Source organism: Rathayibacter sp. VKM Ac-2928 (assembly GCF_022815545.1).
Classification (GTDB): Bacteria; Actinomycetota; Actinomycetes; order Actinomycetales; family Microbacteriaceae; genus Rathayibacter; species Rathayibacter festucae.
Map to the genome: position 1 here is coordinate 669896 of NZ_JALGRU010000002.1, position 24443 is coordinate 694338.

Consider the following 24443-nt stretch of genomic DNA (forward strand, 5'->3'; position numbering starts at 1 on the left):
TCGGGGAAGCCGACTCAGGTCGGCAGCTCCACCGGCTCGGTGTCCGGCAGCGGGCTCGCGTCGCGGCCGCGGAGGTCCGGGTGGAAGCGGCGGCCGAGCGCCGGGACGACGAAGCCGACGAAGGCGAACACCGCGGCGACCACGATCGCGGCCGTCGGGCCGGATCGGTCGATCTGCACGCCCGCGATCGCCGAGCCGAGCGCCGCGCCGATCAGCTGCCCGGTGCCGACCCAGCCGTAGGCCTCGGCCGTGTCCGAGAACTTCACGCTCGCGGCCGTGATCGTGAAGAGCGCGGCCAGGGCCGGTGCGATGCCGACGCCGGCCAGGAACAGCGTGATCGAGAGCCACCAGAAATCGGTCGAGAACGCCGCGAGGCCCATGCCGACGGTGACGATCAGCATCCGCCGCGCGGTCGCCCAGCGGCTGATCGGGATGTGGCCGAGGGTGAGGCCGCCGACGAGCGAGCCCGCCGCGAAGACCGCCAGGACGACGCCCGACTCCACGCCGCCCTCGCCGAAGACCGCCACGACGCCGGCCTCGACCGCGGCGCAGGCGCCGACCAGCAGGAAGCCGACGACGGTCGCGAGCAGCACCGGCGGCTTGGTCAGCACGACGCCGAGCTTCCGACGCGAGCGCGGGATGCGCACCCTGCCGACCTCGGGTGAGGCGATGAACCAGATGCCGCCGCCGACGAGGAAGAACGCGGCGGTCAGGATGCCCGCGACGGTCGAGATCTGGATCGAGACGAACGTCGTCAGCACCGGGCCGAGCACCCAGATGATCTCCTGCGCCGAGGCGTCGAGGGAGAACAGCGGGGTCAGCTGCGAGCTGGGCACCATCTTCGGGTAGATCGTCCGGACCGCCGGCTGCACGGGCGGCATGCTGAGGCCCGCGACGAAGCCGATGACGACGAACTGCCAGATCTCCAGCGGCAGCAGCGCCATCGCGATGATCGCGGCCGCGCAGACGACGAGGGTGGCGGTGAGCACCCGCCGCATCCCGAGCCGGCCCATCAGGCGGCTGGTCAGCGGGCCGGCGATCGCCTGGCCGATCGACATCGAGCCGAGCACCAGGCCGGCCGCGGCGTAGGAGTCGTGCACGCGCTCGACGTGCAGGAGGAACGCGAGCGAGAGCATCCCGAACGGGAAGCGCGCGGTGAGCTGGGCCGCGATGATGCGACCCACGCCGGGAGTTCTCAGGAGTTCGGTGTAGCTGCCCACCGGACGACACTAGCGGCCCGCGGCGGCCCGCCGGCGTCGTCCGCCGAACCGGCCGCCGGCGGCCCCGGTCAGCCCGCGAGGACCTTCCGGATCCGCTGCAGGGAGACGCTCTCGACGGTGCCCAGGCTCTGCGCGAAGAAGCTGATCCGCAGCTCCTCGATCAGCCAGCGGGCGCGCACGAGACGCTCCGGAGCGTGCGGCGGCAGCGGGATCGTGCCGCCCGCGGAGCGGTAGAGCTCCTGCGCCGCCTGCACCTCGTTCAGCCAGACCCGGTCGCGGCCGACGTTCTCGCCGATCTTGCCGAAGCGCTCGGTGATGCCGGCGAGGTAGCGCGGCAGGTGCCGGAGCCGCTCGAGTCCCGTCGCGGAGACGAAGCCGGGGTGCACGAGCCCGGTCAGCTGCTCGCGGGCGTCGGTCAGCGCGGGGAGCAGCGCCATGCTCGTGGACGCCTTGAGCGCCTTCTCGACGCCGCGCGCCGTCGTGAGGATCGTGGTGACCGTCTTCACGGTCTCGAACATCGAGTCCATCACGCTGCCCGACACCCGGTCGCGCACCGCGTCGAACTCGGCGCGGAGGAAGAGCATGCCGTCCGGCTTCATCCGCCAGAGCACCGCGTCGACGCAGGCGAGCAGGCAGTCGCCGAACAGCGCCGTCGTGTTCTGGTACGGGCTCTGCGCGAGCACGAGCTTCTCGTTGGCGGTCAGGTACTGCTGCACGTAGGCGACCGGGCTGGGTGTCGCGAGCAGCAGCAGGCGGCGGACGCCGCGCGGGTGCTCGCGCGCCTGGTCCTCCGCGGTCGCGAGCAGGCGGATCGAGACGGAGTCGCCGTCGTCGATCAGCGCCGGGTAGGCGCGGATCGTGTTGCCGCCCTGGCGGGTGTCGGTGACACGGGGGAGCTCCGCCATGTCCCACGTCCTGATGCCGCGGCGCTCGAGGGCGTCGGGCACGCGCGCCTCGACCACCCGGGCGACCTCGTCGCGGACCCGGCCGCGCAGGCGCTCGGCCAGCGGCGCGAGCTCCTTGCCGGCGGCGACGGTGCGGCCGCGCTCGTCGGCGATCGCGAAGGTGACCCGGAGGTGCGCGGGGATGCGCTCGAGGTCGAAGTCGGAGGCGTCGATCACGACGCCGGCCTCGCGGCGGATCGCCCCGGCGAGGGTCGCGGCGAACGACTCCGTCGGCGGGTTCGGCACGTCCTGCGGGAGCGCGGCGGTGAGCTTGCGCGCCCAGTCGTTCGCCGGGACGACGTTCCGGCGCAGGTGCTTGGGCAGCGCCTTGATCATCGCGGTGACGAGCTCGGCGCGGAGCCCCGGCACCAGCCAGTCGAAGCCGAGCGGCGTGACGCGCGGCAGCAGCGCGAGCGGCACGTGCACGGTGACGCCGTCCTCCTCGGTGCCCGGCTCGAACCGGTAGGAGAGCCGGAAGCGCTGGTCGGCCTGGCGCCACTGGGTCGGGAACGCGGTCTCGTCGATCTGCTCCGCGTCCTCGGGCAGGAGGGTCTCCTGCGTCATGGTCAGCAGGTCGGGCTCGTCGTGCTGCGCGGTGCGCCACCAGGAGTCGAAGGAGCGCACCGAGGTGATGTCGCGCGGGACGCGGCGGTCGTAGAAGTCGAAGACGGCCTCGTCGTCGACGAGCAGGTCGCGGCGGCGGGTGCGCTCCTCGAGGCGCTCGAGCTCGGCGCGCAGGGCCCGGTTCTTCCTGTCGAAGGCGTGCCGCGCGTCCCACTCGCCCTCCACGAGGGCATGGCGGATGAACAGCTCGCGGGCGTACCCGGCGTCGATCCGGGAGAACTGCACCCGGCGCCGGGCGATGATCGGCACGCCGTAGAGCGTGACCTTCTCGTAGGCGACGGCCGCGCCCTGCGCCTTCTCCCAGTGCGGCTCGCTGAACTGGCGTTTCACCAGGTCGCCGGCGATCGCCTCGGCCCAGGCCGGATCGATCGCGGCGTTCGAGCGGGCGAAGAGCTTGCTGGTCTCGACCAGCTCGGCGCTCATCAGGGCGTCGGGCTGCTTCTTCGCCAGCGCGCTGCCGGGGAAGATCGAGAACTTCGCGTTGCGGGCGCCGACGTACTGGACGCTCTGGCGCTCGCGGTTCTTCGCCGCGCGCTGCGCCTGCTGCGAGGTGGTGTCCTTGATGCCGAGGTGCGAGAGCAGACCGGCGAGGAGGCTCCGGTGGATCCCGTCCGGGTCGACCTTCGGCTCGCCGAGCTCGAGCTTCAGCGGCCGGGCCAGCTGGCGCAGCTGGCGGAAGACGTCCTGCCACTCGCGCACGCGGAGGTAGTTGAGGTACTCGGCCTTGCAGAGCCGGCGGAAGGCGCTGGAGGAGAGCTCGGCCTGCTTCTCCTCCACGTAGTTCCAGAGGTTGAGCAGTGTCAGGAAGTCGCTGGTGGGGTCGACGAAGCGGGCGTGCTGCTGGTCGGCCTGCGCGCGGCGCTCGAGCGGGCGCTCCCGGACGTCCTGGATCGTCAGCCCGGCGACGATCGCCATCACCTCGCGGCTGACGTCGTGCTTGCGCGACTCGATCACCATCCGCCCGAAGCGCGGGTCGATCGGCAGCCGCGCGAGATCCCGCCCGATCCTGGTCAGCTGAGGCGCCGTGTCGGCCCCCCGCGAGATGCCACTTGTGACGGGTTTCTTCGGCGTGTCGCCCTCATAAGTGGCATCTCGCGAGGGGGAGTCGGCGGGGGTGGCGGAGGAGCGGAGGGCGCCGAGCTCGGTGAGGAGGTCGAGGCCGTCCTTGATGCCGCGGGAATCGGGCGGGGTGAGGAACGGGAAGCCGGCGATGTCGCCGAGGCCGAGCGAGATCATCTGCAGGATGACGGCGGCGAGGCCGGTGCGCAGGATCTCCGGATCGGTGAACTCGGGGCGGCGCTCGAAGTCCTCCTCCGAGTAGAGCCGGATCGCGATGCCCGCGCTGGTGCGGCCGGAGCGACCGGAGCGCTGGTTCGCCGACGCCTGCGAGATCGCCTCGATCGGCAGGCGCTGCACCTTCGAGCGGGCGCTGTAGCGCGAGATGCGGGCGGTGCCGCCGTCGATGACGTAGCGGATGCCGGGCACGGTGAGGCTGGTCTCGGCGACGTTGGTCGCGAGCACCACCCGGCGCCGGACGCCCGGGGTGCGCCCGCGCTCGAAGACGCGGTGCTGATCGGCGGCCGACAGCCGGCCGTAGAGGGGGAGGACCTCGGTGCCGGGGAGGTTCCGGCCGCGGATGGCGTCCTCGGCGTCGCGGATCTCGTTCTCGCCGGAGAGGAAGACGAGGACGTCGCCCTGGTCCTCGCGGGCCAGCTCGGCCAGCGCGTCGGCGATGCCGGTCATCAGATCGCGGCTGCCGCTCGTGGCGTCGGGGACGTCGGTGTCGTCCTCCTCCTCGGGCTCCTCGGCGACGAGCGGGCGGTAGCGGATCTCGACGGGGTAGGTGCGGCCGGAGACCTCGATGATCGGCGCGGGCTCGCCGGCGGCGTCGCGGAAGTGCTCGGCGAAGCTCTGCGGGTCGATCGTGGCGGAGGTGATGATCAGCTTGAGGTCCGGGCGGCGGGGCAGCAGCCGGTGCAGGTAGCCGAGCAGGAAGTCGATGTTGAGGCTGCGCTCGTGCGCCTCGTCGATGATGATCGTGTCGTACCGGCTGAGCATCCGGTCGTGGTTCATCTCGTTGAGCAGGATGCCGTCGGTCATCAGCTTGATCCGGGTCGACGCGCTCGCCTTGTCGGTGAAGCGGACCTGGTAGCCGACGATCCCGCCGACCTCGTCGTCGAGCTCCTCCGCGATGCGCTCGGCGATGGTGCGGGCGGCGATGCGGCGGGGCTGGGTGTGCGCGATGCTCTCGCGGCCGAGCTCGAGGCAGATCTTGGGCAGCTGCGTCGTCTTGCCGGAGCCGGTGGCGCCGGCGACGATGACGACCTGGTGGTCGCGGATGGCGGCGGCGATGTCGTCCCTGCGCGCCGAGACGGGGAGTTCGGGAGGATACCGGATGCTGAGGACGTCTGACATGAGCCCTCCATCCTACGGCGCCGTGACATGATGCCCAGGTCTCCCGGCGGAATCCCGCGGGCGGCCACCCGCGCCGAGCGGGCCGAGCAGAGAGCCGAGTGTGAACACGCAGTCCCTCCTCGTGATCCTCAACATCGTCCTGCTGATCCTCGCGATCCGGGGCGTGCTGGCGAACGGGCGGCTGTCGAAGGTCGCGAAGGTCGGCTGGGTGGCGCTGATCGTGATCCTCCCGTTCGCGGGGAGCATCGCGTACCTGGTCTTCGGCCGGCGGGCGAGCGGCGGCGGGTCGTCGTCGGGGCCGCAGCGGCCGACCGGCTGGTTCTTCGAGCGCTGACGTCCACCCCGCCGGGGGCGAGGGTGGGGCCGAGGGGAGGCGTCCGTTCCTTCGGGGTGAGACGGGGTCGAGGGGGAGGATCGGCGCGGTCAGTGCGTGCCGGCGCCGACATCGGGGGCGGTCAGGGGGCGCTCCGCCAGGGCGATCGCCTGGTCGCGGGTGAGGTGCGCCGGGAAGTTCACCGCGGCGAAGCGGCCCGTCGGGTCGTCGCGGGAGGTGGGCGTCTCGATGCTGCTGCCGCGCAGGAGCTCGAGCACGGCCTCCTGCGTCCGGCCGGTCGTCAGGCGTCCTAGGCTGTCGCGCAGCTGCAGGAGGATCGTCTGGCCGGGGCGTGGAGCTCGATCGCGACGCGTTTCGAGCGGCCAACGGTCGGCCGTCGCTGTGCCGAGGTGAAGGCGGCGAACGGGGTCGTCCGGGAGCGGACGCGGACGGTCCGCGCGGTCAGGTCGGCGTACGGGGTCGGGTGCCGGACGGCCATCAGCGTGCCCATCACGCCGAACAGGACGACGGTCAGTGCGGCGAGGACGGCGATCCGAACGCCGAGCTGGACGCCGTCGACGAACACCCCGACGAGGTTCCAGGCGGGGATCGCGAGCACCAGCATGCCGATCACGATGCTCTCACTCGGTGTCTTCGCCCGCGTGAACCAGTTCCACTGCGTGAGGGGGACCTCCTTCGATGACTGCTCCGTGCGCATCCGCCCGCCTCTCCTGCTCGGGCCACCCTACGATTCCGGGCGGGTCGGCGTCACTCGGTGCGGGTTGGGGCGGAGGCGGTGCCTCGTCGCGGGGTGGGGTGGACGCGGTGCCTCGTCGCGGCTCCTTCCCGCGCGCCTGCGGCGGGCCCGCCAGACCCGAGCCAGGAGCCGCGACGAGGCACCGCGTCCACCCCTTCGGCGTGAGACAGCGGCGAGGGGCGGCGTCCATCCCTTCGGGATGAGACTCGATGTCGTCAGCGGGGCGGCTGCAGTCATGCTGGTCGAGTAGCCCCAGAGGGGCGTATCGAGACCTGCCGGCGTCAGCAGGTGGGTCTGCAGACTCGGCTTCTGACGATGGTGGATCTCGATACGCCCGCTGCGCGGGCTACTCGATCAGCATGGGGGCACCCGCGGAGCGGGTGTCCACCGGGGGAGGGGCGAGCGTGGGGGCGGCTGTCAACGCCCCGGACGGCGGCGGGCGGCGCGTCTAGCGTGGAGGGCATGGCCGAACGACTCCGCTCCAGTGTCAGTCCGTACCTCCGCTCGCACGCCGACAACCCGGTGGACTGGTGGCCGTGGGGGGAGGAGGCGTTCGCCGAGGCGGTGCGCCGGGACGTGCCGGTGCTGGTGTCGATCGGGTACGCGACCTGCCACTGGTGCCACGTGATGGCGCGGGAGTCGTTCTCGGATCCGGTGCTCGCGGCGCGGCTGAACGACGGGTTCGTGGCGGTCAAGGTGGACCGCGAGGAGCATCCGGACGTCGACACCGCCTATCTGACGGCGGCGAGTGCGTTCACGCGGAATCTGGGCTGGCCGCTGACGGTGTTCACGACTCCGGCCGGGGAGACGTTCTACGCGGGGACGTACTTCCCGCCGCGGGCCGTCGGCGGGGTGCCGGCGTTCTCGGACGTGCTCGACGCGGTGTCGGAGGCGTGGCGGCTGCGGCGCGACGAGGTGCAGGCGACGGCGGGGTCGCTCAGCACCGCGCTGCGGGAGGCGACGTCGGTGGTGCCCACGGGAGACGCGCTCCCGGACGACGCGGCGCTCGCGGCGGCCGTCGGGGCGCTCGCCGCGGAGGAGGACCGGGTGCACGGCGGTTTCGGCGGGGCGCCGAAGTTCCCGGTGGCGCCGGTGCTCGGGTTCCTGGCGTCACGGGACGACGGCGCGGAGCTGGCCGAGCGGACACTGCTGACGCTGGCGGGCTCGCCGCTGCGGGATCGCGACGGCGGCTTCTTCCGCTACGCCACCCGCCAGGACTGGAGCGATCCGCACTACGAGCGGATGCTCTACGACAACGCCCAGCTGCTCGACGTGGCGGCGGTGCTGCTCGGGCGCGAGGGCACCGACCGGGAGGCGCTCGCCGGGGTGGCGGAGGGCGTCGCGTCGTTCCTGCTCGCGACGCTGCGCCGGCCGAGCGGCGGCTTCGCGAGCGCGCAGGACTCGGAGAGCATCGTCGACGGGCAGCGCTCGGAGGGCGGCTACTACCTCGCCGAGGACCGCTCCGACCTGACCCCGCCCGCCCTCGACGAGAAGGTCGTCACCGGCTGGAACGGGCTGGCGATCGGAGCGCTCGCGCGAGCCGGGCGGGCCCTGGGCCGGGAGGACTGGATCGCTGCCGCGCGCGACGCCGCCGATCTCCTCCTGGAGCGGCACCTCGTCGACGGGCGCGTCGGCGTCCGCGCCTCGCTCGGCGACTCCGTCTCCGCCGCGCGCCCGGCGCTGGAGGATCTCGGCATGCTCGCCGGCGGGCTGCTGCAGCTGGCGCTCGCCGAGGGGACGCCCCGCTCCGCGGTCGTCGCCCGGACGCTGATCGACGGGGCGCTGGACGCGGCCGCGTCCTGGCCGCCGTTCGCGCTGCCCGGCGGTGGGGACCCGGCGCTCACCGCGCGCGGGCTGCTGCTGGCGGCGGATCCGTCCGAGGGCGCCTACCCCTCGGGCCTCTCGGCGGCGGCCGACGCGGCCCACGTGCTGTACCTCCTGACGGGGGAGCGGCGCTACCGGGAGGCGGCGGAGGCCGTGGTCGCGGGCATCGGTCCGGGGGCACTCGGGCAGCCGATGGGGTTCGGCGGGATCCTCGCGCTCGCCGGGCGCCTCGCGCAGCCGGTCACGCAGCTGGTCGTCGTCGTGCCGGACGACGGCTCCCGGGCGCAGCTGCAGCGCGGCGCCCGGGAGACCGGGCTGGGCGTGCTCGCGGTGGTGAGCGACGACGCGGCGGCCGAGTGGGCCCGCGTGGGCTTCGAGCTCTTCGAGGGCCGGACGTCGCGCGACGGTCTGCCGACGGCCTACTCCTGCGAGGCCTTCGTCTGCGCGCTGCCGACGACCGAGCTCCCGGAGGAGCTGCTCACGCGGCCGTGACGACGAGCGGGGCGTCGGGATCGGCGGCCCACTCGTGGAGCGAGCCGTCGTAGACGACCGCGGTGTCGACACCGAGGACGGCGAGCGCGAGCGCGTCGGCCGTCGCGGCGATCCCGCCCGCGCAGTAGAGGACGATGCGCTCGGCCCGGAGCGTCTCGCCGAAGAGCGCCCGCAGCCGCTCCGGCGGGAGGAGCGTGTTGTCCTCGCGGTCGACCAGCCGCACGGCCGGGACGCTGACCGAGCCGGGGAGGTGGCCGAGGCGCGGCCGGCGCCCCTGCTCGCCGGTGAACTCCCTCGGCGGCACGGCGCAGACCAGGGCGCCCGGCTCCTCGCCGCGGACGACGCGCTCGACGCCGGCCTTGTCGATCCAGAGCGGGCGCTCGGGGCGCACGGTGATGCCCGCGGCGGTCCGCGGCTCGACGTGACCGGTCTCGATCGGGCGCTCCTCCCGCCGCCAGGCGCTGAGTCCGCCGTCGAGCACCGCGACCGCGTCGTGCCCGGCGGCGCGCAGGAGCCACCACAGGCGCGACGCCCACTGGCCGACCGCGGAGTCGTAGACGACGACCACCGAGTCGTCGTCGATACCGAGGGCGGCCGTCGCCGCGGCGAAGCGCTCGGGGTCGAGCCGGGTGAAGGGGAGGGCCGCCTCCGGATCCGAGAGCTGCGCGAGCAGGTCGCCGAACACCGCACCGGGCACGTGGCCCTCGAGGAGGTACTGCTCGTCGCCGCCGAGGTAGCCGGGCCGGCCGTCGAAGCCGGTCACCAGCAGCACGCTCGCGTCGACCACGACGAGGTGCTCGCGGCCGAGCTGGTCGGCCAGCCACTGGGTCGAGACGATCGGCCGGGCGAGGTAGGGGGCTGCAGTGCTGCTCACCCGCACCACGCTAGGCGCGACCCCCGACGCTCCGCAGGCCGGTGCGTCATCGTGGTTCATCCGGCGTCACAGTCCGCTCGGCGCGGCCGTCCCTCCTGCGGTACCGACCGCCGCCCTCAGCACTCGATGACGTTGACCGCGAGACCGCCCTCGCTGGTCTCCTTGTACTTCGAGGACATGTCGATGCCCGTCTGGCGCATCGTCTCGATCACGGTGTCGAGCGAGACCCGGTGCGTCCCGTCGCCGTGCAGCGCCAGCCGCGCCGCGCTGACCGCCGTCGAGGCCGCGATCGCGTTGCGCTCGATGCACGGGATCTGCACCAGCCCGCCGACGGGGTCGCAGGTCAGCCCGAGGTGGTGCTCCATCGCGATCTCGGCCGCGTTCTCCACCTGCCGCGGGGTCCCGCCGAGCACCGCGCACAGCGCGCCCGCCGCCATCGCGCAGGCCGAGCCGACCTCGCCCTGGCAGCCGGCTTCCGCGCCGGAGATCGACGCGTTGGTCTTGCAGAGCGAGCCGATCGCCGTCGCGGTGAGCAGGAACCGCCGGATGCCCGCGCGGTCCGCCCCGGGCACGAAGCGGAGGTAGTGGTGCGCGACGGCCGGGATGATGCCCGCCGCCCCGTTCGTCGGCGCCGTGACGACGCGCCCGCCCGCCGCGTTCTCCTCGTTGACCGCGAGGGCGAACGCGTGCAGCCACTCCACCGAGGTCGCCCGCGCGCGGTCCAGCGGGTCGTCCTCGAAGGCCTCGAGCCGGCCGCGCAGGACGGAGGCGCGGCGCTGCACGCCCAGACCGCCGGGCAGGACGCCCTCGGTCGCCAGGCCGTGCTCGACGCAGGCCGCCATCGCGTCCCAGATCGCGTCCAGCCGCGCGTCGACGTCGAGGCCGGGGTGCAGCGCCCGCTCGTTCGCGGCGGCGATCTCGTCGATGCTCGAGCGGGTCCGGTCGCAGGTCGCGAGCAGGTCGAGCGCGGAGACGAAGGGGTAGGGGTGCGGAGCGAGCGAGGCCAGCTCGGCGCGCTCGCCGGCCCGGCGGATGAATCCGCCGCCGATCGAGTAGTAGGTCTCCTCCCACTCGGGCAGCGCCGCGTCGCCGAGCCAGACGCTGAACGTCAGGGCGTTGGGGTGCTCGGGGAGCCGGGTGCGCGGCTCGAAGGCGATGTCCTCGCGCGTCATCGGCAGGCGCGTCTCGCCCGCGAGCGCGATCGCGCCGTCCTCGTCGAGCCGCCGCCACGCTCCGCGGACCTCCTCCGGGTCGCAGGTCTCCGGGTGCAGCCCGGACAGCCCGGCCACGATCGCGTCCGGCGTCCCGTGGCCGATGCCCGTGGAGCCGAGCGAGCCGTAGAGCGTGCAGACCACGCGGCTCACCCGGTCGAGCAGCCCGGCGTCCCGCAGCCGCTCGGCGAGGGCCAGGGCCGCCCGCATCGGGCCGACCGTGTGCGAGCTGGAGGGGCCGATCCCCACGCTGAACAGGTCGAAGGCGGAGACGTATGCACTCATCTCCCGAGACTACGCCTCACGCACGGAAGGGGGCGGGCGCCCGATCGAGCGCCCGCCCCCTGTGGCTCCGAGTACCGGGACCGAGGTCCCGGGGGTCAGAACTCGCAGTGCACGTGGTCCGAGTGGCCCGCGTCGCCGGGGCCGAGCGTGAGCGTCGCGCCCATCTCGGCGCAGGCGTTCTGGATCGCCTGGTGGTCGGCGCCCTCGTAGACCCGCACGCCGTCGATCAGGTCGATGTCGACCGCGTCGCCGGTGTAGTGGCCGGAGCCGGTGGAGTGGTCCTCACCCGCGATGGAGGTGACCCGCAGGGTGTGGCCGTACTGCGTGTTCAGCTTCAGCAGCGCATCGAGCATCGCCGGGTTCAGCGCGACCGAGGTCACCCCGGCGTCGCCCTCGGGGCTCGTCTTCGCGGGCTGGCCGGAGGCCGTGTCGCGGATGTTCGCGAGCGAGGTGGAGGCGGCGTCCGAGCCCAGCTCGTAGAGCTCGATCCCGGGGTTGTCGAGGATCGCCTGCGCGGTCGCGGCGGCGTCGCCCGACGGGGGAGGCGTGGTGCCGCCGCCGGTCCCGGCGATCAGGGCCTTCCAGGTGGCCGGCCCGACGATGCCGTCGGCGGTCAGTCCCGCAGTGCCCTGGAAGCTCTGGACCGCGGCGGTGGTCGCCGGGCCGAACGCGCCGTCGACCGCGACGGACGCGCCGTTCGCGTTCAGCTGCGTCTGGACGGCGCTGACCGCGTCTCCGGAGGCGCCGCTCTGCACGGTCACCGTCAGCGCGCCCCAGGTGGCCGCGCCGATCACGCCGTCGGCCGCGAGGCCCGCGCCGGACTGGAAGGAGGTGACCGCCGACTGCGTGCCGGCGCCGAACGCGCCGTCGACAGCGAGCGACTGACCCGACGAGCGGAGCAGGTACTGCGCGGTGGTCACGTCCTCCCCGGTCGAGCCGGAGGAGAGGACGGGCCAGTCGGCCGCCTGAGCGCTGGTCGCGGTCCCGACGCTGACGCCGAGGGCGAGCAGCAGGGCGGTGACGACGGCGAGGACGCGGGCGCCGATGCTCCGCCGGTGCCGGGCCTCGGGGGCCGCCGTGCTGGTGATCGTGCTGATCTCCGTCGTGCTGATCTCCGTCGTGCTCATGATCCTCATCCCTCGCTCTCGACGGCCTCGCGCGCCAGGGTCTCCCACTGCGCGTAGGCGTCCGGGTAGGCGGAGACCTGCACGGCCTGCGCCGCCTCGGTCACCGACATCGACTCCCAGCCGGCGATGTCCGTCAGGCCGGTGTTGGTGGTGGGGCTGTTCGCCGCCCCGTAGAACGCCCTCGAGGCGTAGACCGGGTCGACGAGGTCGGCCGCGTCGCCCCAGCCCGCCGACGGGCGCTGCTGGAACAGGCCGACCGAGTCGCGGTCGCCACCGGAGAGGTTCCGCAGTCGCGACTCCTGCATCGCCGTGGCGATGGCGACGACCCAGCCGTACTCGGGGACGCCGGCGGTCTTGCCCTCCGCGATGATCGTGCGGACGTTCGCGAGCTGCTCGTCGCTGAGGGTCGCGAACGTCTCGCCCGGCTGGCCCGGGTCGGGCGTGGTGCCCGAGCCGGCGCCGACCAGCGACTGCCAGGTCTGCGGTCCGACGACGCCGTCGACCGCGAGCCCGGCCGCCGACTGGACGCTCTTCACGGCGGCGAGGGTCGCGGCGCCGAACGCGCCGTCGACCGTGAGGCTCCCGCCGACCTTGTTCAGCTGCACCTGGAGCGCGCTGACCGCCTCGCCGGAGTCGCCGGAGGACACCGTCGTGATCAGGGCGGCCCAGGTCTGCGCGCCGACGATGCCGTCGGCGGAGAGGCCGCGCGCGCTCTGGAAGGAGGTCACCGCGGCGGCGGTGGCGGGGCCGAAGACGCCGTCGGCGTCCACGGAGGCGCCGGCGGCGTTCAGCAGGTGCTGCACGGTCCGGGCGTTGGCGCTGTTCTCGCCCTCGGCGACGACGGGCCAGGCGGCGGCCGAGGCGGCAGCGGCGCTGACCGGTGCCTCGGCGGCGAAGACCGCAGGCGCCGTGGCGACCGACCCGAAGGCGAGGGCGCCGCAGGCGAGCCCTGCGATCAGGAGGCGCCTCGGGCGCTGGGCGACTGGAGTGGGACGGGTGGTTCTCATCGTTTCGTACACCTCTTCGTGGCCGCCGGGCGGCCGGATTCGTTGTCACGATCGGCGGAGTTCGCTTCTCCCTTGCCCGTCCTGCCTACTCCTGTCGCTGTCACGGATCCGGGGACACGGAGGGGTCGCCCAGAGAGCGCCCACGCGATGCGGAGGAGACTCCGACTCGAGGGGGAGGTGCTCACTGGACGGCAGGAGGATCCTTCGCCGATGGGTTCCGACGTCCCGCGCCGCGCGACACGCCCGGGTTGCACGGCACCAGCGGCACTGCTGGCTTCGGCGGGCGCGCCACCGGAGTGCGCACCCCCGACGCCCGGAAGGAGCAGCCCGTGACCGCGTATCGATCGACCCGTGACGAGATGCTCGTCGCCGATCGCCCCCGCGCCCTCGTCGGCGCGGTCGAGCTCGAACGCTCGAAGCGCGATCTCGCGAACCTCCAGCCCGGCGTCGTCCGGCACCCCTAGGCATCCGCCGCGGGCTCCCGGACGACGTCGTCTCGGGGCCCTCGTGCGTCGGCACTCCTCTGCAGGGGAGGGGCCTCGCGGTCGGCTCGCGGCATCCCGCCGCCCCGAGCGCGTCCCACCCCGATCCCGGCGACCGCCGGGCCTTCACGAGAGGAAGGACCATGCAGAGAATCACGGAGCGGCTCGTCTCCTGGGCGAGCATCCTGGACGACAACGCGCGGCAGCAGGCGCTCACCGCGTCCGAGATGCCGTTCATCCACCCCCACCTGGCGCTGATGCCCGACGCCCACCTCGGACTCGGAGCGACGGTCGGCTCGGTCATCCCGACCCTCGGCGCGCTCATCCCGGCGGCCGTGGGCGTCGACATCGGCTGCGGCATGATCGCCGTCCGCACGCAGTTCTCCCGGAGCGACCTCGCCGGCCGCGACCTGGGCGAGCTGCGGCGGCAGATCGAGCGGGCGGTGCCGCTGTCGGCCGGCGCGGCGAATCGCAAGGTCGCCGCGACCGCCGAGCCGCGGGTGGCCGAGCTGGAGGCGCTCGCCGTCGAGGCGGGCTTCGACCCGGCGCGCTCGGCGAAGCACTGGCGGCTGCAGGTCGGCTCGCTCGGCAGCGGCAACCACTTCATCGAGGTGAGCGTCGACGAGACCGACGCGGTCTGGCTGTTCCTGCACTCCGGCTCGCGAGGCGTGGGCAACCGGATCGCGACGGCGCACATCCGGGTCGCCCGCGAGTACTGCGACCGGCACTGGATCGCGCTGCCGCACCCCGACCTCGCCTACCTGGTCGAGGGGACGGAGCAGTTCGACCGCTACGTCGCCGAGCTGCGCTGGGCGCAGCGGTTCGCGCTGCTCAACGCGAGGAGATGATGGACCGGGTGATCCGCCAGCTCGCCGAGTGGAGCGGCGTCGCGGTCCAGGAGCGGGAGCGGATCAACTGCCACCACAACTTCACCGAGAAGGAGCGCCACTTCGGCCGCGACGTCTGGGTGAGCCGGAAGGGCGCGATCCAGGCCGACGCCGGACGGCCGGGGCTCATCCCCGGCTCGATGGGGACCGCCTCGTACGTGGTGGTGGGGCGCGGTGACGCGATGTCGCTGAACTCGTCGCCGCACGGCGCCGGTCGCGAGTACTCGCGGTCGGCGGCGCGGAAGGCCTTCACCCGCGAGCAGCTGCGCGAGGCGATGGCCAGCATCGAGTACCGCGACACCGACGCCTTCCTCGACGAGATCCCGGCGGCCTACAAGCCGATCGACCGGGTGATGGCCGATGCTGCCGACCTCGTCGAGATCCGGCACACCCTCCGCCAGCTCGTCAACGTGAAGGGCGACTGACCCCCTCCGCGAGATGCCACTTGTGCACGCGACACGCCGTGGAAAGCGTGCACAAGTGGCATCTCGCGGGGGGAGGAGGGGCGCGTCAGCGCAGGGTCTTGCGGGAGGTGATCTGGCCGGTGTCGAAGCCGAGGAGGTGCAGGCCGCCGTGGAAGCGGGCGTGCTCGACCTTGAGGCAGCGGTCCATCACCACGGTGAGGCCCTTCGACTCGCCGTACTCGGCGGCCTCCTGGTTCCAGATGCCGAGCTGCACCCACACCGTCGGCGCGCCGATGGCGACGACGTCGTCGATGACCGAGGGGATGTCGCTCGCCTTGCGGAAGACGTCGACGATGTCCGGAACCACCGGGAGGTCCGCGAGGCTCTTGTAGACCGGCTGCCCCAGGATCTCCTCCGCGTTCGGGTTCACGAAGTACAGCTCGTAGTCGCTCGACTGCTGCAGATAGGTCGACACGAAGTAGGAGGAGCGCGCCGGGTTCGGCGAGGCGCCGACGATCGCGACGGTCTTCGCGCGGCGGAGGATGTCCAGCCGCTTCTTCGCGTCCGGCCCGACCCAGGTGCGCTGCGACTTGAGCAGCTTCGCCAGGGGCGAATTCGTCGGCACGGAGCAGCTGAGCCCGTTCGACAGGTGCGCGACGACGGTGTCGTCGGCCTCGGTGGTCGCGGCGGTGTCGGCAGCGATGGCGGTGTCGCTCATGGTCAGACCTCCACGGTCGGGGAGTCGATGGTCACCGAGACGTCGTCGGGCAGCTCGGTCGGTGCGTCCGGCGTGCCGTGCTCCTCGACCGCGCGGGTGAGCGCCTGATCGAGGTCGTAGATGATGTCGTCCGCGTCCTCGATGCCGACCGAGAGCCGGACGAGGCCCGGCAGCACCCCGGCGTGCAGCAGCTGCTGCTCCGTGAGCTGCGCGTGCGTCGTCGAGGCGGGGTGGATCACCAGCGTCTTCGCGTCGCCGATGTTGGCGAGGTGGCTGGCGAGGTCGACCGACTCGATGAAGGTCTGGCCGACGGCGCGACCGCCCTTGACCACGAAGCTGAAGACCGAGCCGGGGCCCTGGGGCAGGTACTTCTGCGCGCGCTCGTGGTGGGGGTGCGCGGGCAGGCCGGCCCAGTAGACCTCCTCGATCCGCGGGTCGGCGTCGAGCCACTCCGCGACGCGGCGGGCGTTGTCGACGTGCGCCTGGATCCGGTAGGGCAGCGTCTCGACGCCCTGCGCGAGCAGGAAGGCCGAGTGCGGGGCGAGGACCGGGCCGATGTCGCGCAGCTGCTCGGCGCGGAGGCGCGTGAGGAAGCCGTACTCGCCGAAGTTGCCGTCCCAGGAGAGACCGCCGTAGGACGCGACGGCGTCGTGCAGCAGCGGGAACTTCTCCTGCGAGTAGTGGAAGCGCCCCGACTCGACGACGACGCCGCCGAGCGTGGTGCCGTGCCCGCCGAGGAACTTGGTGGCCGAGTGGATGACGATGTCGGCGCCCCACTCGATCGGGCGGACGAGGTACGGCGTCGCGACGGTCGAGTCGATGATCAGCGGGATGCCGGCGGCGTGCGCGACGGCGGCCAGGCCCTCGATGTCGGCGATCTCGCCGGAGGGGTTCGCGATCGTCTCGGCGTAGAGCACCTTGGTCTTCTCGGTGATCGCGGCGGCGTAGTCCGCCGGGTCGCTCGACTGGACGAAGGTGGTCTCGACTCCGAAGCGCCGCAGCGTGACGTCGAGCTGGGTGATCGAGCCGCCGTAGAGGTTGGCGGAGGAGACGACGTGGTCGCCCGCGCCGACCAGCGCCGCGAAGGTGATGAACTGCGCCGACAGGCCGGAGGCGGTCGCGACGGCGCCGAGGCCGCCCTCGAGGCTCGCGACCCGCTCCTCGAACGAGGCGACGGTGGGGTTGGAGAGCCGGGAGTAGATGTTCCCGTACTTCTGCAGCGCGAACCGGGCCGCCGCGTCGGAGGTGTCGTCGAAGACGAACGCGCTCGTCTGGTAGATCGGCAGCGCTCGCGCGCCCGTCACCGGGTCGGGGATGTTGCCGGCGTGGATTGCCCGCGTCTTGAAGCCGTACTCGCGATCTGCCATGCGATCGACGCTAGCGGGCGCCGCCGACACCGGGCCGCCGGAGCGACGCATCCCGTAACAGTCCCAGGCCCCGAGCACTCGAAGCGTCGCGCCTCGACGAGCGTCACAGCGTCGCGTGCACCGCCGCCAGCGACATCACCGCGATCGCGAACCACGAGGCGAGCGCGACGACCAGCGCCCGCCAGCCGGTCGTCAGCAGCGCCCGCAGCCGCACTCCGCTCCCGAGCGCGAACAGCGCCGCCGCCAGCAGCCAGGTCTGCGCCGTGTCCGCCGCGACCAGCACGCCCTCCGGCAGCGGCAGCAGCGTCCGCAGCAGCACGGCCGCGAGGAAGCCGACCACGAACAGCGGCACGATCGCGGGGCGCGGTCCACCCTCGTCTCCGCCGCGTCGCGTCACGGCAGCGGCGACCGCCACCATCGGCGCGAGCATCACCACGCGGGTCAGCTTCACGACCACTGCGATCGCGAGGGCCGACGCCCCCGCGACCTGCGCCGTCGCCACCACCTGGCCGACGTCGTGCACCGACGCGCCGACCCAGTGCCCGAACTGCACGTCCGTGAGGCCGAGCGGATACCGCAGCGCGGGCAGCACCGCGATCGCGAGGGTGCCGCAGAGGGTGACCAGCGCGACCGGCACCGCCTGCTCCTCCTCCTTCGCCCGGGTCGCACCGGCCATCGCGCCGATCGCCGAGGCCCCGCAGATCGAGAAGCCCGCGGCGAGCAGCAGCGGCTCGCGGCCGGGCAGGCGCAGCGCTCGCCCGAGGCCGTAGGTCAGCCCGAAGGTCGCGAGCACGATCGCGACGACGATCAGGATCGCTCCCCAGCCGAGCGCGGCGATGTCGACGAGCGAGAGCTTCAGCCCCAGCAGGACGATGCCTGTGCGCATCAGCGTGCGCGAGGAGAACTTGAGCCCCGGTGCCAGCCGGCCGCTCAGCAAGGGACGGGCTGCCGGCAGCTGCGCGACCAGGATCCCGAGCGCCACGGCGGCCGTCAGCATCGGCACGGCGGGGACCGCCAGGTGCGCCGCGAAGGCCAGGACCGCGGCGGCCGCGCAGGCCGCGAGTCCGGGCCCGATCCGGGCGATCAGACCCATGAGGGCAGCCACATGTGCGCCTGCCAGAACGAGAAGGACGTCTGCTGCCCGGTCCACAGCGGATAGAAGTAGGCGGTCAGGGCCGCCGCGAGCACCACGAAGATCAGCACGATCACGATGCCGCGCGTGCGTCTGCCGCGCTCGTCACCGCGCTTCCCGATCACCACCCCGGCTGTCAGGGCGAGCGCCAGCATCATGTAGGGCTCGAAGACGACGCAGTAGAACTGGAAGACGGTGCGGTCGAGGTACAGCATCCAGGGCAGGTACCCGGCGACGATGCCCATCAGCACGAAGCCGGCGCGCCACTCCCGGTAGCGGGCGAGCCGGTAGAGCAGGTAGACCAGCGCGAGCACGCCGGCGTACCAGATCAGCGGGTTCGCGACCGAGGTGATCGCCTCGTCGCAGCGCACCGCCGCGCAGCCGTCGACCCCGGTCGCCTGGTCGACGAAGTACATGCTCGTCGGCCGCAGCATCAGCAGCCAGGTCAGCGGGTTCGCCTCGTAGGGGTGCGTGGCGCGCAGATTGATCGAGTAGTCGTACATCTGCACGTGGTAGTGCCAGAGGCTCTGCGCCCAGTCCGGCACCCAGGCGAGCGCGCCGGTCCAGGCGTTGCCCGGCGCCTCCGTCGCCCACTGCCGCGCCCAGCCGCCCGAGGTGCGCAGCCAGCCGAGCCAGGTGCCGAGGTAGGCGATCAGCGCGATCGGCACGACCAGGAGGAAGGTGACCGGCCCCTGCTTGAGGATCGCGCCGCTGACCCAGAACGGCACGCCCGCGCGCCGGCGCAGCAGCGCGTCGACGACGACCGCGTAGACGCCGTAGGCGGCGAGGAAGTAGATGCCCGTCCACTTCACGCCCGCCGCGAGGCCGAAGATCAGACCGGCGGTCAGCAGCCAGGGCCGCCACCAGAGCACCGGTCCCCAGCTCGGCAGGTCGCCCGCGGCGACCTTCACGGCCATCCGCTCCTCGGCCCAGCGCCGGTCGAGCAGGATCGCGGCGACACCGCAGAGGGCGACGAACATCAGGATGCCGTCGAGCAGCGAGACCCGCGACATCACGATCGCGTGGCCGTCGATCGCGAGCAGCAGGCCGGCGAGCGAGGCGAGGAAGGTGGAGCGGAAGAGCAGCTTCCCGATCACGATCACGAGGGCGACCGCGAGGATGCCGACGATCGCGGTGGCGAGGCGCCAGCCGACGCTGTCGTCCGCGCCGAGCAGGCCCATCCCGAGCCCGATGATCCACTTGCCCAGCGGCGGGTGCACCACGAAGGACGGCGCTCCGGTGAAGACGTCGACGGCGCCGGTGGCGAAGCCCGGGTCGGGGTTCTCCGGCCAGGCGCCCTCGAAGCCGAGGTTCCAGAGGGTCCAGGCGTCCTTGACGTAGAAGGTCTCGTCGAAGACCAGCGAGCGCGGGTGCCCGAGGTTCCAGAGGCGGAGCACGGCGGCGACCACGACGACGAGGATCGGCAGCCCCAGCTCCCAGAGCCGGCGGCGCGCGGTGGTCGCGACGAGGCGGTCGTGCACGTCGTCGAACCAGGAGCCGCGGGGCAGATCCGGCGCGCTCTCGCGCACGCGCGTCGTCGGGGCGCTCTCGGCGGTGCTCGCGGCAGTGACGCCGGCGGTGCTCCCGTCCGCGGGCCCGACCGGCACGGCGCGCGAGGCCCCCGCGGAGTCGAGGAGCAGGTCGTCGAAGTCGCGCTGCGGTCGGTCCGTCACCCGGCCATGCTAACGGCGCGCGGATCCGCCGCCGGGCCGTGTTCGGCCGCCGACGCGCGCCGACTGGGAGGATGGACGGATGATCATCCTGGCCGGCACGCCCATCGGCAATCTCGGCGACGCGACGCGGAGGCTCGTCGAGGCGCTCGAGAGCACCCGGCACATCGCCGCCGAGGACACCCGCGTCACCATCCAGCTGCTCCGCGCCCTCGGGATCGAGAACCGCCCGCAGCTCTACGCCCTGCACGACCACAACGAGCGCGAGCGCTCCGCCGAGCTGGTCGAGCTCGCCCGCGAGGAGGACCTCCTCGTCCTCAGCGACGCCGGCATGCCGACCGTCTCGGACCCGGGCTACCACCTCGTCGAGACCGCCGTCGCCGCCGGTGTCCGCGTGACCGCTCTGCCCGGCCCGTCGGCCGTGCTGATGGCGCTCGCCGTCTCCGGTCTGCCGACGGACCGCTTCAGCTTCGAGGGCTTCCTGCCGCGCAAGCACGGCGAGCGGGTCACGCTGTTCCGCTCGCTCGTCGACGAGCGCCGGACGATGGTCTTCTTCGAGTCGCCGCACCGCATCGGCGACTCCCTCGCCGATCTCGTCGAGGCGATGGGGCCCGAGCGACGGGTCGTGGTCTGCCGCGAGCTGACGAAGATGTTCGAGGAGGTCCGCCGCGGTACGGCGGCCGAGCTCGCCGAGTGGGCGGCCGACGGCCTCCGCGGCGAGATCTGCCTGGTGGTCGAGGGCGCTCCCGAGCGCGAGTCCTCCCTCGAGGACGGGCTCGCCGACGTGCTCGAGCGGGTCGCGGCGGGCGCGCGGCTCAAGGAGGCGTCGGCCGAGGTCGCGGAGATCACCGGCCTGTCCAAGCGCGCGCTCTACGAGGCGGCCCTCGCGTCCCGTCGCGGCTGAGCCCGAGCCCTGGTCGCGTCCGGCACCGCTCCGTCACACAGCGGGAGGCCCCGGCGGCGAACCCTAGGATGGTCGCCATGTCCGACGGCGCCTCCTTCTATCTCACGACCCCGATCTTCTACGTGAACGACGTCCCCCACATCGGGCACGCGTACACCGAGGTCGCCGCCGACGTCCTCACCCGCTGGCACCGCCAGGCGGGCGACGACACGTGGCTGCTGACCGGGACCGACGAGCACGGCCAGAAGATCCTGCGCACCGCCACCGCGAACGGGACGACCCCGCAGGAGTGGGCCGACCGGCTCGTGCAGAACTCGTGGAAGCCGCTGCTGTCGACGATCGACATCGCCAACGACGACTTCATCCGGACCACGGAGCAGCGCCACGAGGTCAACGTGCAGAAGTTCCTGCAGAAGCTCTACGACGAGGACGCGATCTACACCGGCGAGTACGAGGGCTACTACTGCGTGGGCTGCGAGGAGTACAAGCAGCTCTCCGACCTCGACGAGGGCACCGGCGAGTACGAGGGCCAGTACGTCTGCAAGATCCACTCGAAGCCGGTCGAGCTGCTCAAGGAGAAGAACTACTTCTTCAAGATGAGCGAGTACACCGAGCGCCTGCTCGCGCTCTACGAGGAGCGCCCCGACTTCGTGCAGCCCGAGTCGGCGCGCAACGAGGTCGTCAGCTTCGTGCGCCAGGGCCTCGCCGACCTCTCGATCTCGCGCTCGAGCTTCGACTGGGGCGTCAAGGTGCCCTGGGACGACTCGCACGTCGTCTACGTCTGGTTCGACGCGCTGCTGAACTACATCACCGCCGTGGGCTACGGCCAGGACGAGGCGGAGTTCGAGCGCCGCTGGCCGGCGACCCACATCGTCGGCAAGGACATCCTCCGCTTCCACGCGGTGATCTGGCCCGCGATGCTGATGGCCGCCGGGCTCGACGTCCCCAAGCAGGTCTTCGGCCACGGCTGGCTGCTGGTCGGCGGCGAGAAGATGTCGAAGTCGAAGCTCACCGGCATCGCACCGGAGCAGATCACCGACACCTTCGGCTCGGACGCGTTCCGCTACTACTTCATGAGGGCGATCACCTTCGGCCAGGACGGCTCCTTCTCCTGGGAGGACCTCGCGGCGCGGTACCAGGCCGAGCTCGCCAACGGCTTCGGCAACCTCGCCTCGCGGGTCATCGCGATGCTGCACCGCTACTACGACGGCGTCGTGCCCGAGCCCTCGGCACTGACCGAGGCGGAGGAGCGCGTGCAGGCGACGGTCGCGGAGGCGGCGGCCGCGGCTGACCGCTCGATCGAGACCCTCGCGATCCACGACGCGATCACCGCCGTCTGGACGATCGTCGACGAGCTCAACGGCTACATCACCGAGCAGGAGCCGTGGGCCCTGGCCAAGAAGGACGCGCGCGAGCGCCTCGGCACCGTGCTCTACACGGCGTCGGAGGGGCTGCGCGCCCTGGCCGTGCTGCTCTCGCCGGTCGTGCCCCGCGCGACCACGGCGCTCTGGGAGGCGCTCGGCGTGCAGGACGCGCTCGGCGCACTCACCGCCCAGCCGCTGCGCGCGGCGGGGGAGTGGGGGCAGCTGCCCGTCGGCACCACCGCCGGCACCCTCGCCCCGCTCTTCCCCCGCATCGAGGTCCCGGAGTCCTGACCCGTCCGGGCCGTTGATCGCGGAGCCCGCTCCGCGGGCGCCTTCATGCTGGAGGAGCCCGCTGCGCGGGCGCCGATATGTTGATCGAGTAGCCCGCGCCGCGGGCGTATCGAGATCCACCGTGTGCAGGCGCGGGTTCTCCATCCGCCCGCCGAGGCTCCGCCGCCCCGCCCCGGTAGCCTGGACGCATGACCGACAGCCAGCACGTCCGCGCCCGTGAGAACACGTCCGGCCGTGACCTGACGTACCCGCCGCTGCCCGAGGCGCTCGTCGTCCCCGTCTACGACAACCACACGCACCTCGAGATCAGCGACGGCCTCGAGCCCCTGGACTACCGGGAGCAGCTCGACCGGGCCTCCACGGTCGGCGTCCGCGGCGTCGTGCAGGTCGGCACCGACGTCGAGACCAGCCGCTGGTCGGCCGAGCGCGCCGCGTCCGAGCCGCGCATGCTCGCCGCCGTCGCGATCCACCCCAACGAGGCGCCCGCGCTCGAGGAGCGCGGCGAGCTCGACGACGCCCTCGCCGTCATCGCCGAGCTGGCCACCCAGCCGCGCGTCCGCGCCGTGGGCGAGACCGGCCTCGACTTCTTCCGCACCGGCGAGAGCGGCCGCGCCGCCCAGTTCCGCTCGTTCGAGGAGCACATCCGCATCGCGAAGGAGACCGGGATCGCGCTGCAGATCCACGACCGCGACGCGCACCGCGAGGTGATGGAGACCCTCCGCCGCGTCGGCGCCCCCGAGCGCACCGTCTTCCACTGCTTCTCCGGCGACGCCGAGATGGCGCGGATGTGCGCGGAGGAGGGCTGGTACCTCTCCTTCGCGGGCACCGTCTCGTTCAAGAACGCCGAGTCGCTGCGCGAGGCGCTGGTCGCCACTCCGCGGCACCTGATCCTCGTCGAGACCGACGCGCCGTACCTCACTCCGGAGCCGTTCCGCGGCCGCCCGAACGCGCCCTACCTGATCCCGCACACCCTCCGCTCGATGGCCGCGACGCTGGAGACCGACGTCGGTCACCTGGCCGCCACGATCGCGTCGAACACGGAGCAGGTCTACGGCGAGTGGGGCGGCGAGGTCGGCTCGGAGCCGTCGGAGCCGGTCGGACAGCTGGCATGACCGGCCGGCACGCGGCGGAGGCGGCGGCCGAGGAGGTCGCCGTCCCGAAGCTGCTCGGACCCGCCGAGATCCGCGATCTCGCTCAGCTGCTCGACGTCACGCCGACGAAGAAGCTCGGCCAGAACTTCGTGCACGACGCGAACACCGTCCGCCGCATCGTCAAGCTCGCCCGCGTGGAGCGGGGCGAGAGCGTCGTCGAGATCGGCCCGGGGCTCGGCTCGCTCACCCTCGGCCTCCTCGAGGCCGGCGCCGGGGTCGTCGCCGTCGAGATCGACGGCCGGCTCGCGGAGCAGCTGCCCCGCACGGTCCAGCTGATGGCGCCCGCCGCCGACCTCACCGTGATCCGCGCGGACGCGATGAAGGTGCTCGAGCTGCCGGGCGAGCCCGTGCGGCTCGTCGCGAACCTCCCGTACAACATCTCGGTGCCGGTGCTGCTGCACTTCCTCGAGCACTTCCCGAGCATCCGCTCCGGCGTGGTGATGGTGCAGTCCGAGGTCGGCCTCCGCCTCGCGGCCGGCCCGGGCTCGAAGATCTACGGCGGCCCGAGCGTCAAGGCGTCCTGGTTCGGCTCGTTCACGACCGGCGGCACCGTGTCCCGGCAGATCTTCTGGCCGGTGCCCAACGTCGACAGCGTCCTCGTGTCGTTCGAGCGCGGCGAGGAGCCGGGCGACGAGACCCTGCGTCGCGCCGTCTTCGCGGTGGTCGACGCGGCGTTCGCGCAGCGGCGGAAGATGCTCCGCCAGTCGCTCGCCGCGCTCTTCGGCGACAGCACCGCCGCGATCGCCGCCCTCGAATCGGCCGGCGTGCCGCAGACGGCCCGCGGCGAGGAGCTCGACGTCGCGGCGTTCACCGCCCTCGGCCGGGCGCTCGACCCGGCGCGGGCGCCGGTGCGCGGCGGCGCGGTGCCAGCCGCGACGGGGGCCGAGGACGACGGCGAGAGCGCCGACGAGGATGCCGACGAGGCCGTCGACGAGAGCGCTCCCGCCGCGGACGAGCGCGGCTCCGCCACCCTGTAGCGT

The 24443-nt window shown here is 72.9% G+C and carries 19 protein-coding genes and 1 pseudogene; 8 read left to right on the plus strand and 12 right to left on the minus strand.

Annotated elements, in window-relative coordinates:
* Positions 1 to 14: 14 nt before the first annotated feature.
* Positions 15 to 1220, minus strand: a complete 1206-nt coding sequence (locus MT350_RS10615; protein WP_243598479.1) for an MFS transporter — start codon at positions 1218 to 1220, stop codon at positions 15 to 17.
* 68 nt (positions 1221 to 1288) lie between these two features.
* Positions 1289 to 5203, minus strand: a complete 3915-nt coding sequence (gene hrpA / locus MT350_RS10620; RefSeq protein ID WP_243598480.1) for an ATP-dependent RNA helicase HrpA — start codon at positions 5201 to 5203, stop codon at positions 1289 to 1291.
* A 100-nt stretch (positions 5204 to 5303) separates the two neighbouring features.
* Between hrpA and MT350_RS10625 the strand changes: the two genes are divergently transcribed.
* On the plus strand, positions 5304 to 5537 hold the full coding sequence (locus tag MT350_RS10625; protein WP_123705161.1) for a PLD nuclease N-terminal domain-containing protein: 234 nt from the start codon (positions 5304 to 5306) through the stop codon (positions 5535 to 5537).
* Positions 5538 to 5626: 89 nt separating this feature from the next.
* Here the strand turns inward: MT350_RS10625 and MT350_RS10630 are convergent, their stop codons facing one another.
* Positions 5627 to 5794 (minus strand): hypothetical protein, encoded by a 168-nt coding sequence (locus MT350_RS10630; protein ID WP_243598481.1) that lies wholly within the window; start codon positions 5792 to 5794, stop codon positions 5627 to 5629.
* Positions 5795 to 5826: 32 nt separating this feature from the next.
* Complete coding sequence (locus MT350_RS10635) at positions 5827 to 6234, minus strand: hypothetical protein (protein WP_243598482.1); 408 nt, start codon at positions 6232 to 6234, stop codon at positions 5827 to 5829.
* A gap of 501 nt (positions 6235 to 6735) precedes the next feature.
* Here MT350_RS10635 and MT350_RS10640 point away from each other — a divergent pair.
* The gene (locus MT350_RS10640) at positions 6736 to 8589 is read left to right on the plus strand and encodes a thioredoxin domain-containing protein (protein WP_243598483.1); all 1854 of its coding nucleotides are present in this window, start codon (positions 6736 to 6738) and stop codon (positions 8587 to 8589) included.
* Here MT350_RS10640 and MT350_RS10645 read toward each other — a convergent pair.
* From MT350_RS10645 to MT350_RS20100, 4 genes are all read right to left on the minus strand, one after another.
* Entirely contained in the window at positions 8576 to 9463 is an 888-nt protein-coding gene (locus MT350_RS10645; RefSeq protein ID WP_243598484.1) for a rhodanese-like domain-containing protein, read from the minus strand. The two genes, MT350_RS10640 and MT350_RS10645, sit on opposite strands and share 14 nt — an antisense overlap.
* Before the next feature lie 116 nt (positions 9464 to 9579).
* Positions 9580 to 10959, minus strand: a complete 1380-nt coding sequence (locus MT350_RS10650; RefSeq protein WP_243598485.1) for an L-serine ammonia-lyase — start codon at positions 10957 to 10959, stop codon at positions 9580 to 9582.
* 95 nt (positions 10960 to 11054) lie between these two features.
* Positions 11055 to 12086: a peptidoglycan-binding protein gene (locus MT350_RS10655; protein WP_243615894.1), complete on the minus strand. Its 1032-nt coding sequence runs from the start codon at positions 12084 to 12086 to the stop codon at positions 11055 to 11057.
* 5 nt (positions 12087 to 12091) lie between these two features.
* On the minus strand, positions 12092 to 13093 hold the full coding sequence (locus tag MT350_RS20100; protein WP_279391998.1) for a peptidoglycan-binding protein: 1002 nt from the start codon (positions 13091 to 13093) through the stop codon (positions 12092 to 12094).
* Positions 13094 to 13422: 329 nt separating this feature from the next.
* Between MT350_RS20100 and MT350_RS20105 the strand changes: the two genes are divergently transcribed.
* Positions 13423 to 13557 carry a hypothetical protein gene (locus tag MT350_RS20105; protein WP_279391999.1) on the plus strand — a complete coding sequence of 45 codons (135 nt, stop codon included), beginning with the start codon at positions 13423 to 13425 and terminating at the stop codon, positions 13555 to 13557.
* A 275-nt stretch (positions 13558 to 13832) separates the two neighbouring features.
* Positions 13833 to 14887, plus strand: a pseudogene (locus tag MT350_RS10670) (RtcB family protein).
* A gap of 85 nt (positions 14888 to 14972) precedes the next feature.
* Here the strand turns inward: MT350_RS10670 and MT350_RS10675 are convergent.
* The 4 genes from MT350_RS10675 to MT350_RS10690 all read right to left on the minus strand — a co-directional run bounded on the left by MT350_RS10675 (position 14973) and on the right by MT350_RS10690 (position 19756).
* A complete protein-coding gene (locus tag MT350_RS10675) occupies positions 14973 to 15584 on the minus strand; it encodes a CoA-binding protein (protein ID WP_243598488.1) in 612 nt (203 codons plus the stop codon).
* A 2-nt stretch (positions 15585 to 15586) separates the two neighbouring features.
* Positions 15587 to 16951 (minus strand): O-acetylhomoserine aminocarboxypropyltransferase/cysteine synthase family protein, encoded by a 1365-nt coding sequence (locus tag MT350_RS10680; RefSeq protein ID WP_243598489.1) that lies wholly within the window; start codon positions 16949 to 16951, stop codon positions 15587 to 15589.
* A gap of 103 nt (positions 16952 to 17054) precedes the next feature.
* Positions 17055 to 18044 (minus strand): YeiH family protein, encoded by a 990-nt coding sequence (locus tag MT350_RS10685; protein ID WP_243615895.1) that lies wholly within the window; start codon positions 18042 to 18044, stop codon positions 17055 to 17057.
* Entirely contained in the window at positions 18035 to 19756 is a 1722-nt protein-coding gene (locus MT350_RS10690) for a dolichyl-phosphate-mannose--protein mannosyltransferase (protein WP_243598490.1), read from the minus strand. Before MT350_RS10690 ends, MT350_RS10685 begins: the two co-directional genes overlap by 10 nt.
* A 79-nt stretch (positions 19757 to 19835) precedes the next feature.
* Here MT350_RS10690 and rsmI point away from each other — a divergent pair, with 79 nt between their 5' ends.
* The 4 genes from rsmI to rsmA all read left to right on the plus strand — a co-directional run bounded on the left by rsmI (position 19836) and on the right by rsmA (position 24440).
* The gene (gene rsmI / locus MT350_RS10695; RefSeq protein ID WP_243598491.1) at positions 19836 to 20657 is read left to right on the plus strand and encodes a 16S rRNA (cytidine(1402)-2'-O)-methyltransferase; all 822 of its coding nucleotides are present in this window, start codon (positions 19836 to 19838) and stop codon (positions 20655 to 20657) included.
* 77 nt (positions 20658 to 20734) lie between these two features.
* Entirely contained in the window at positions 20735 to 22312 is a 1578-nt protein-coding gene (metG, locus tag MT350_RS10700) for a methionine--tRNA ligase (RefSeq protein WP_243598492.1), read from the plus strand.
* 188 nt (positions 22313 to 22500) lie between these two features.
* The gene (locus MT350_RS10705; RefSeq protein ID WP_243598493.1) at positions 22501 to 23424 is read left to right on the plus strand and encodes a TatD family hydrolase; all 924 of its coding nucleotides are present in this window, start codon (positions 22501 to 22503) and stop codon (positions 23422 to 23424) included.
* Entirely contained in the window at positions 23421 to 24440 is a 1020-nt protein-coding gene (gene rsmA / locus MT350_RS10710; RefSeq protein WP_243598494.1) for a 16S rRNA (adenine(1518)-N(6)/adenine(1519)-N(6))-dimethyltransferase RsmA, read from the plus strand. Before MT350_RS10705 ends, rsmA begins: the two co-directional genes overlap by 4 nt.
* The last annotated feature ends 3 nt before the right edge of the window (positions 24441 to 24443 follow it).

Excerpts from the sequence above, each read along its gene's own strand:
- MT350_RS10650 (WP_243598485.1), bottom strand. The coding sequence starts at position 10,959 with ATGAGTGCATACGTCTCCGCCTTCGACCTGTTCAGCGTGGGGATCGGC.
- rsmI (WP_243598491.1), top strand. The coding sequence starts at position 19,836 with ATGATCATCCTGGCCGGCACGCCCATCGGCAATCTCGGCGACGCGACG.
- metG (WP_243598492.1), top strand. The coding sequence starts at position 20,735 with ATGTCCGACGGCGCCTCCTTCTATCTCACGACCCCGATCTTCTACGTG.
- MT350_RS20100 (WP_279391998.1), bottom strand. The coding sequence starts at position 13,093 with ATGAGAACCACCCGTCCCACTCCAGTCGCCCAGCGCCCGAGGCGCCTC.
- MT350_RS10680 (WP_243598489.1), bottom strand. The coding sequence starts at position 16,951 with ATGGCAGATCGCGAGTACGGCTTCAAGACGCGGGCAATCCACGCCGGC.
- rsmA (WP_243598494.1), top strand. The coding sequence starts at position 23,421 with ATGACCGGCCGGCACGCGGCGGAGGCGGCGGCCGAGGAGGTCGCCGTC.
- hrpA (WP_243598480.1), bottom strand. The coding sequence starts at position 5,203 with ATGTCAGACGTCCTCAGCATCCGGTATCCTCCCGAACTCCCCGTCTCG.
- MT350_RS10640 (WP_243598483.1), top strand. The coding sequence starts at position 6,736 with ATGGCCGAACGACTCCGCTCCAGTGTCAGTCCGTACCTCCGCTCGCAC.
- MT350_RS10655 (WP_243615894.1), bottom strand. The coding sequence starts at position 12,086 with ATGAGCACGACGGAGATCAGCACGACGGAGATCAGCACGATCACCAGC.
- MT350_RS10705 (WP_243598493.1), top strand. The coding sequence starts at position 22,501 with ATGACCGACAGCCAGCACGTCCGCGCCCGTGAGAACACGTCCGGCCGT.
- MT350_RS10635 (WP_243598482.1), bottom strand. The coding sequence starts at position 6,234 with ATGCGCACGGAGCAGTCATCGAAGGAGGTCCCCCTCACGCAGTGGAAC.
- MT350_RS10685 (WP_243615895.1), bottom strand. The coding sequence starts at position 18,044 with ATGGGTCTGATCGCCCGGATCGGGCCCGGACTCGCGGCCTGCGCGGCC.
- MT350_RS10675 (WP_243598488.1), bottom strand. The coding sequence starts at position 15,584 with ATGAGCGACACCGCCATCGCTGCCGACACCGCCGCGACCACCGAGGCC.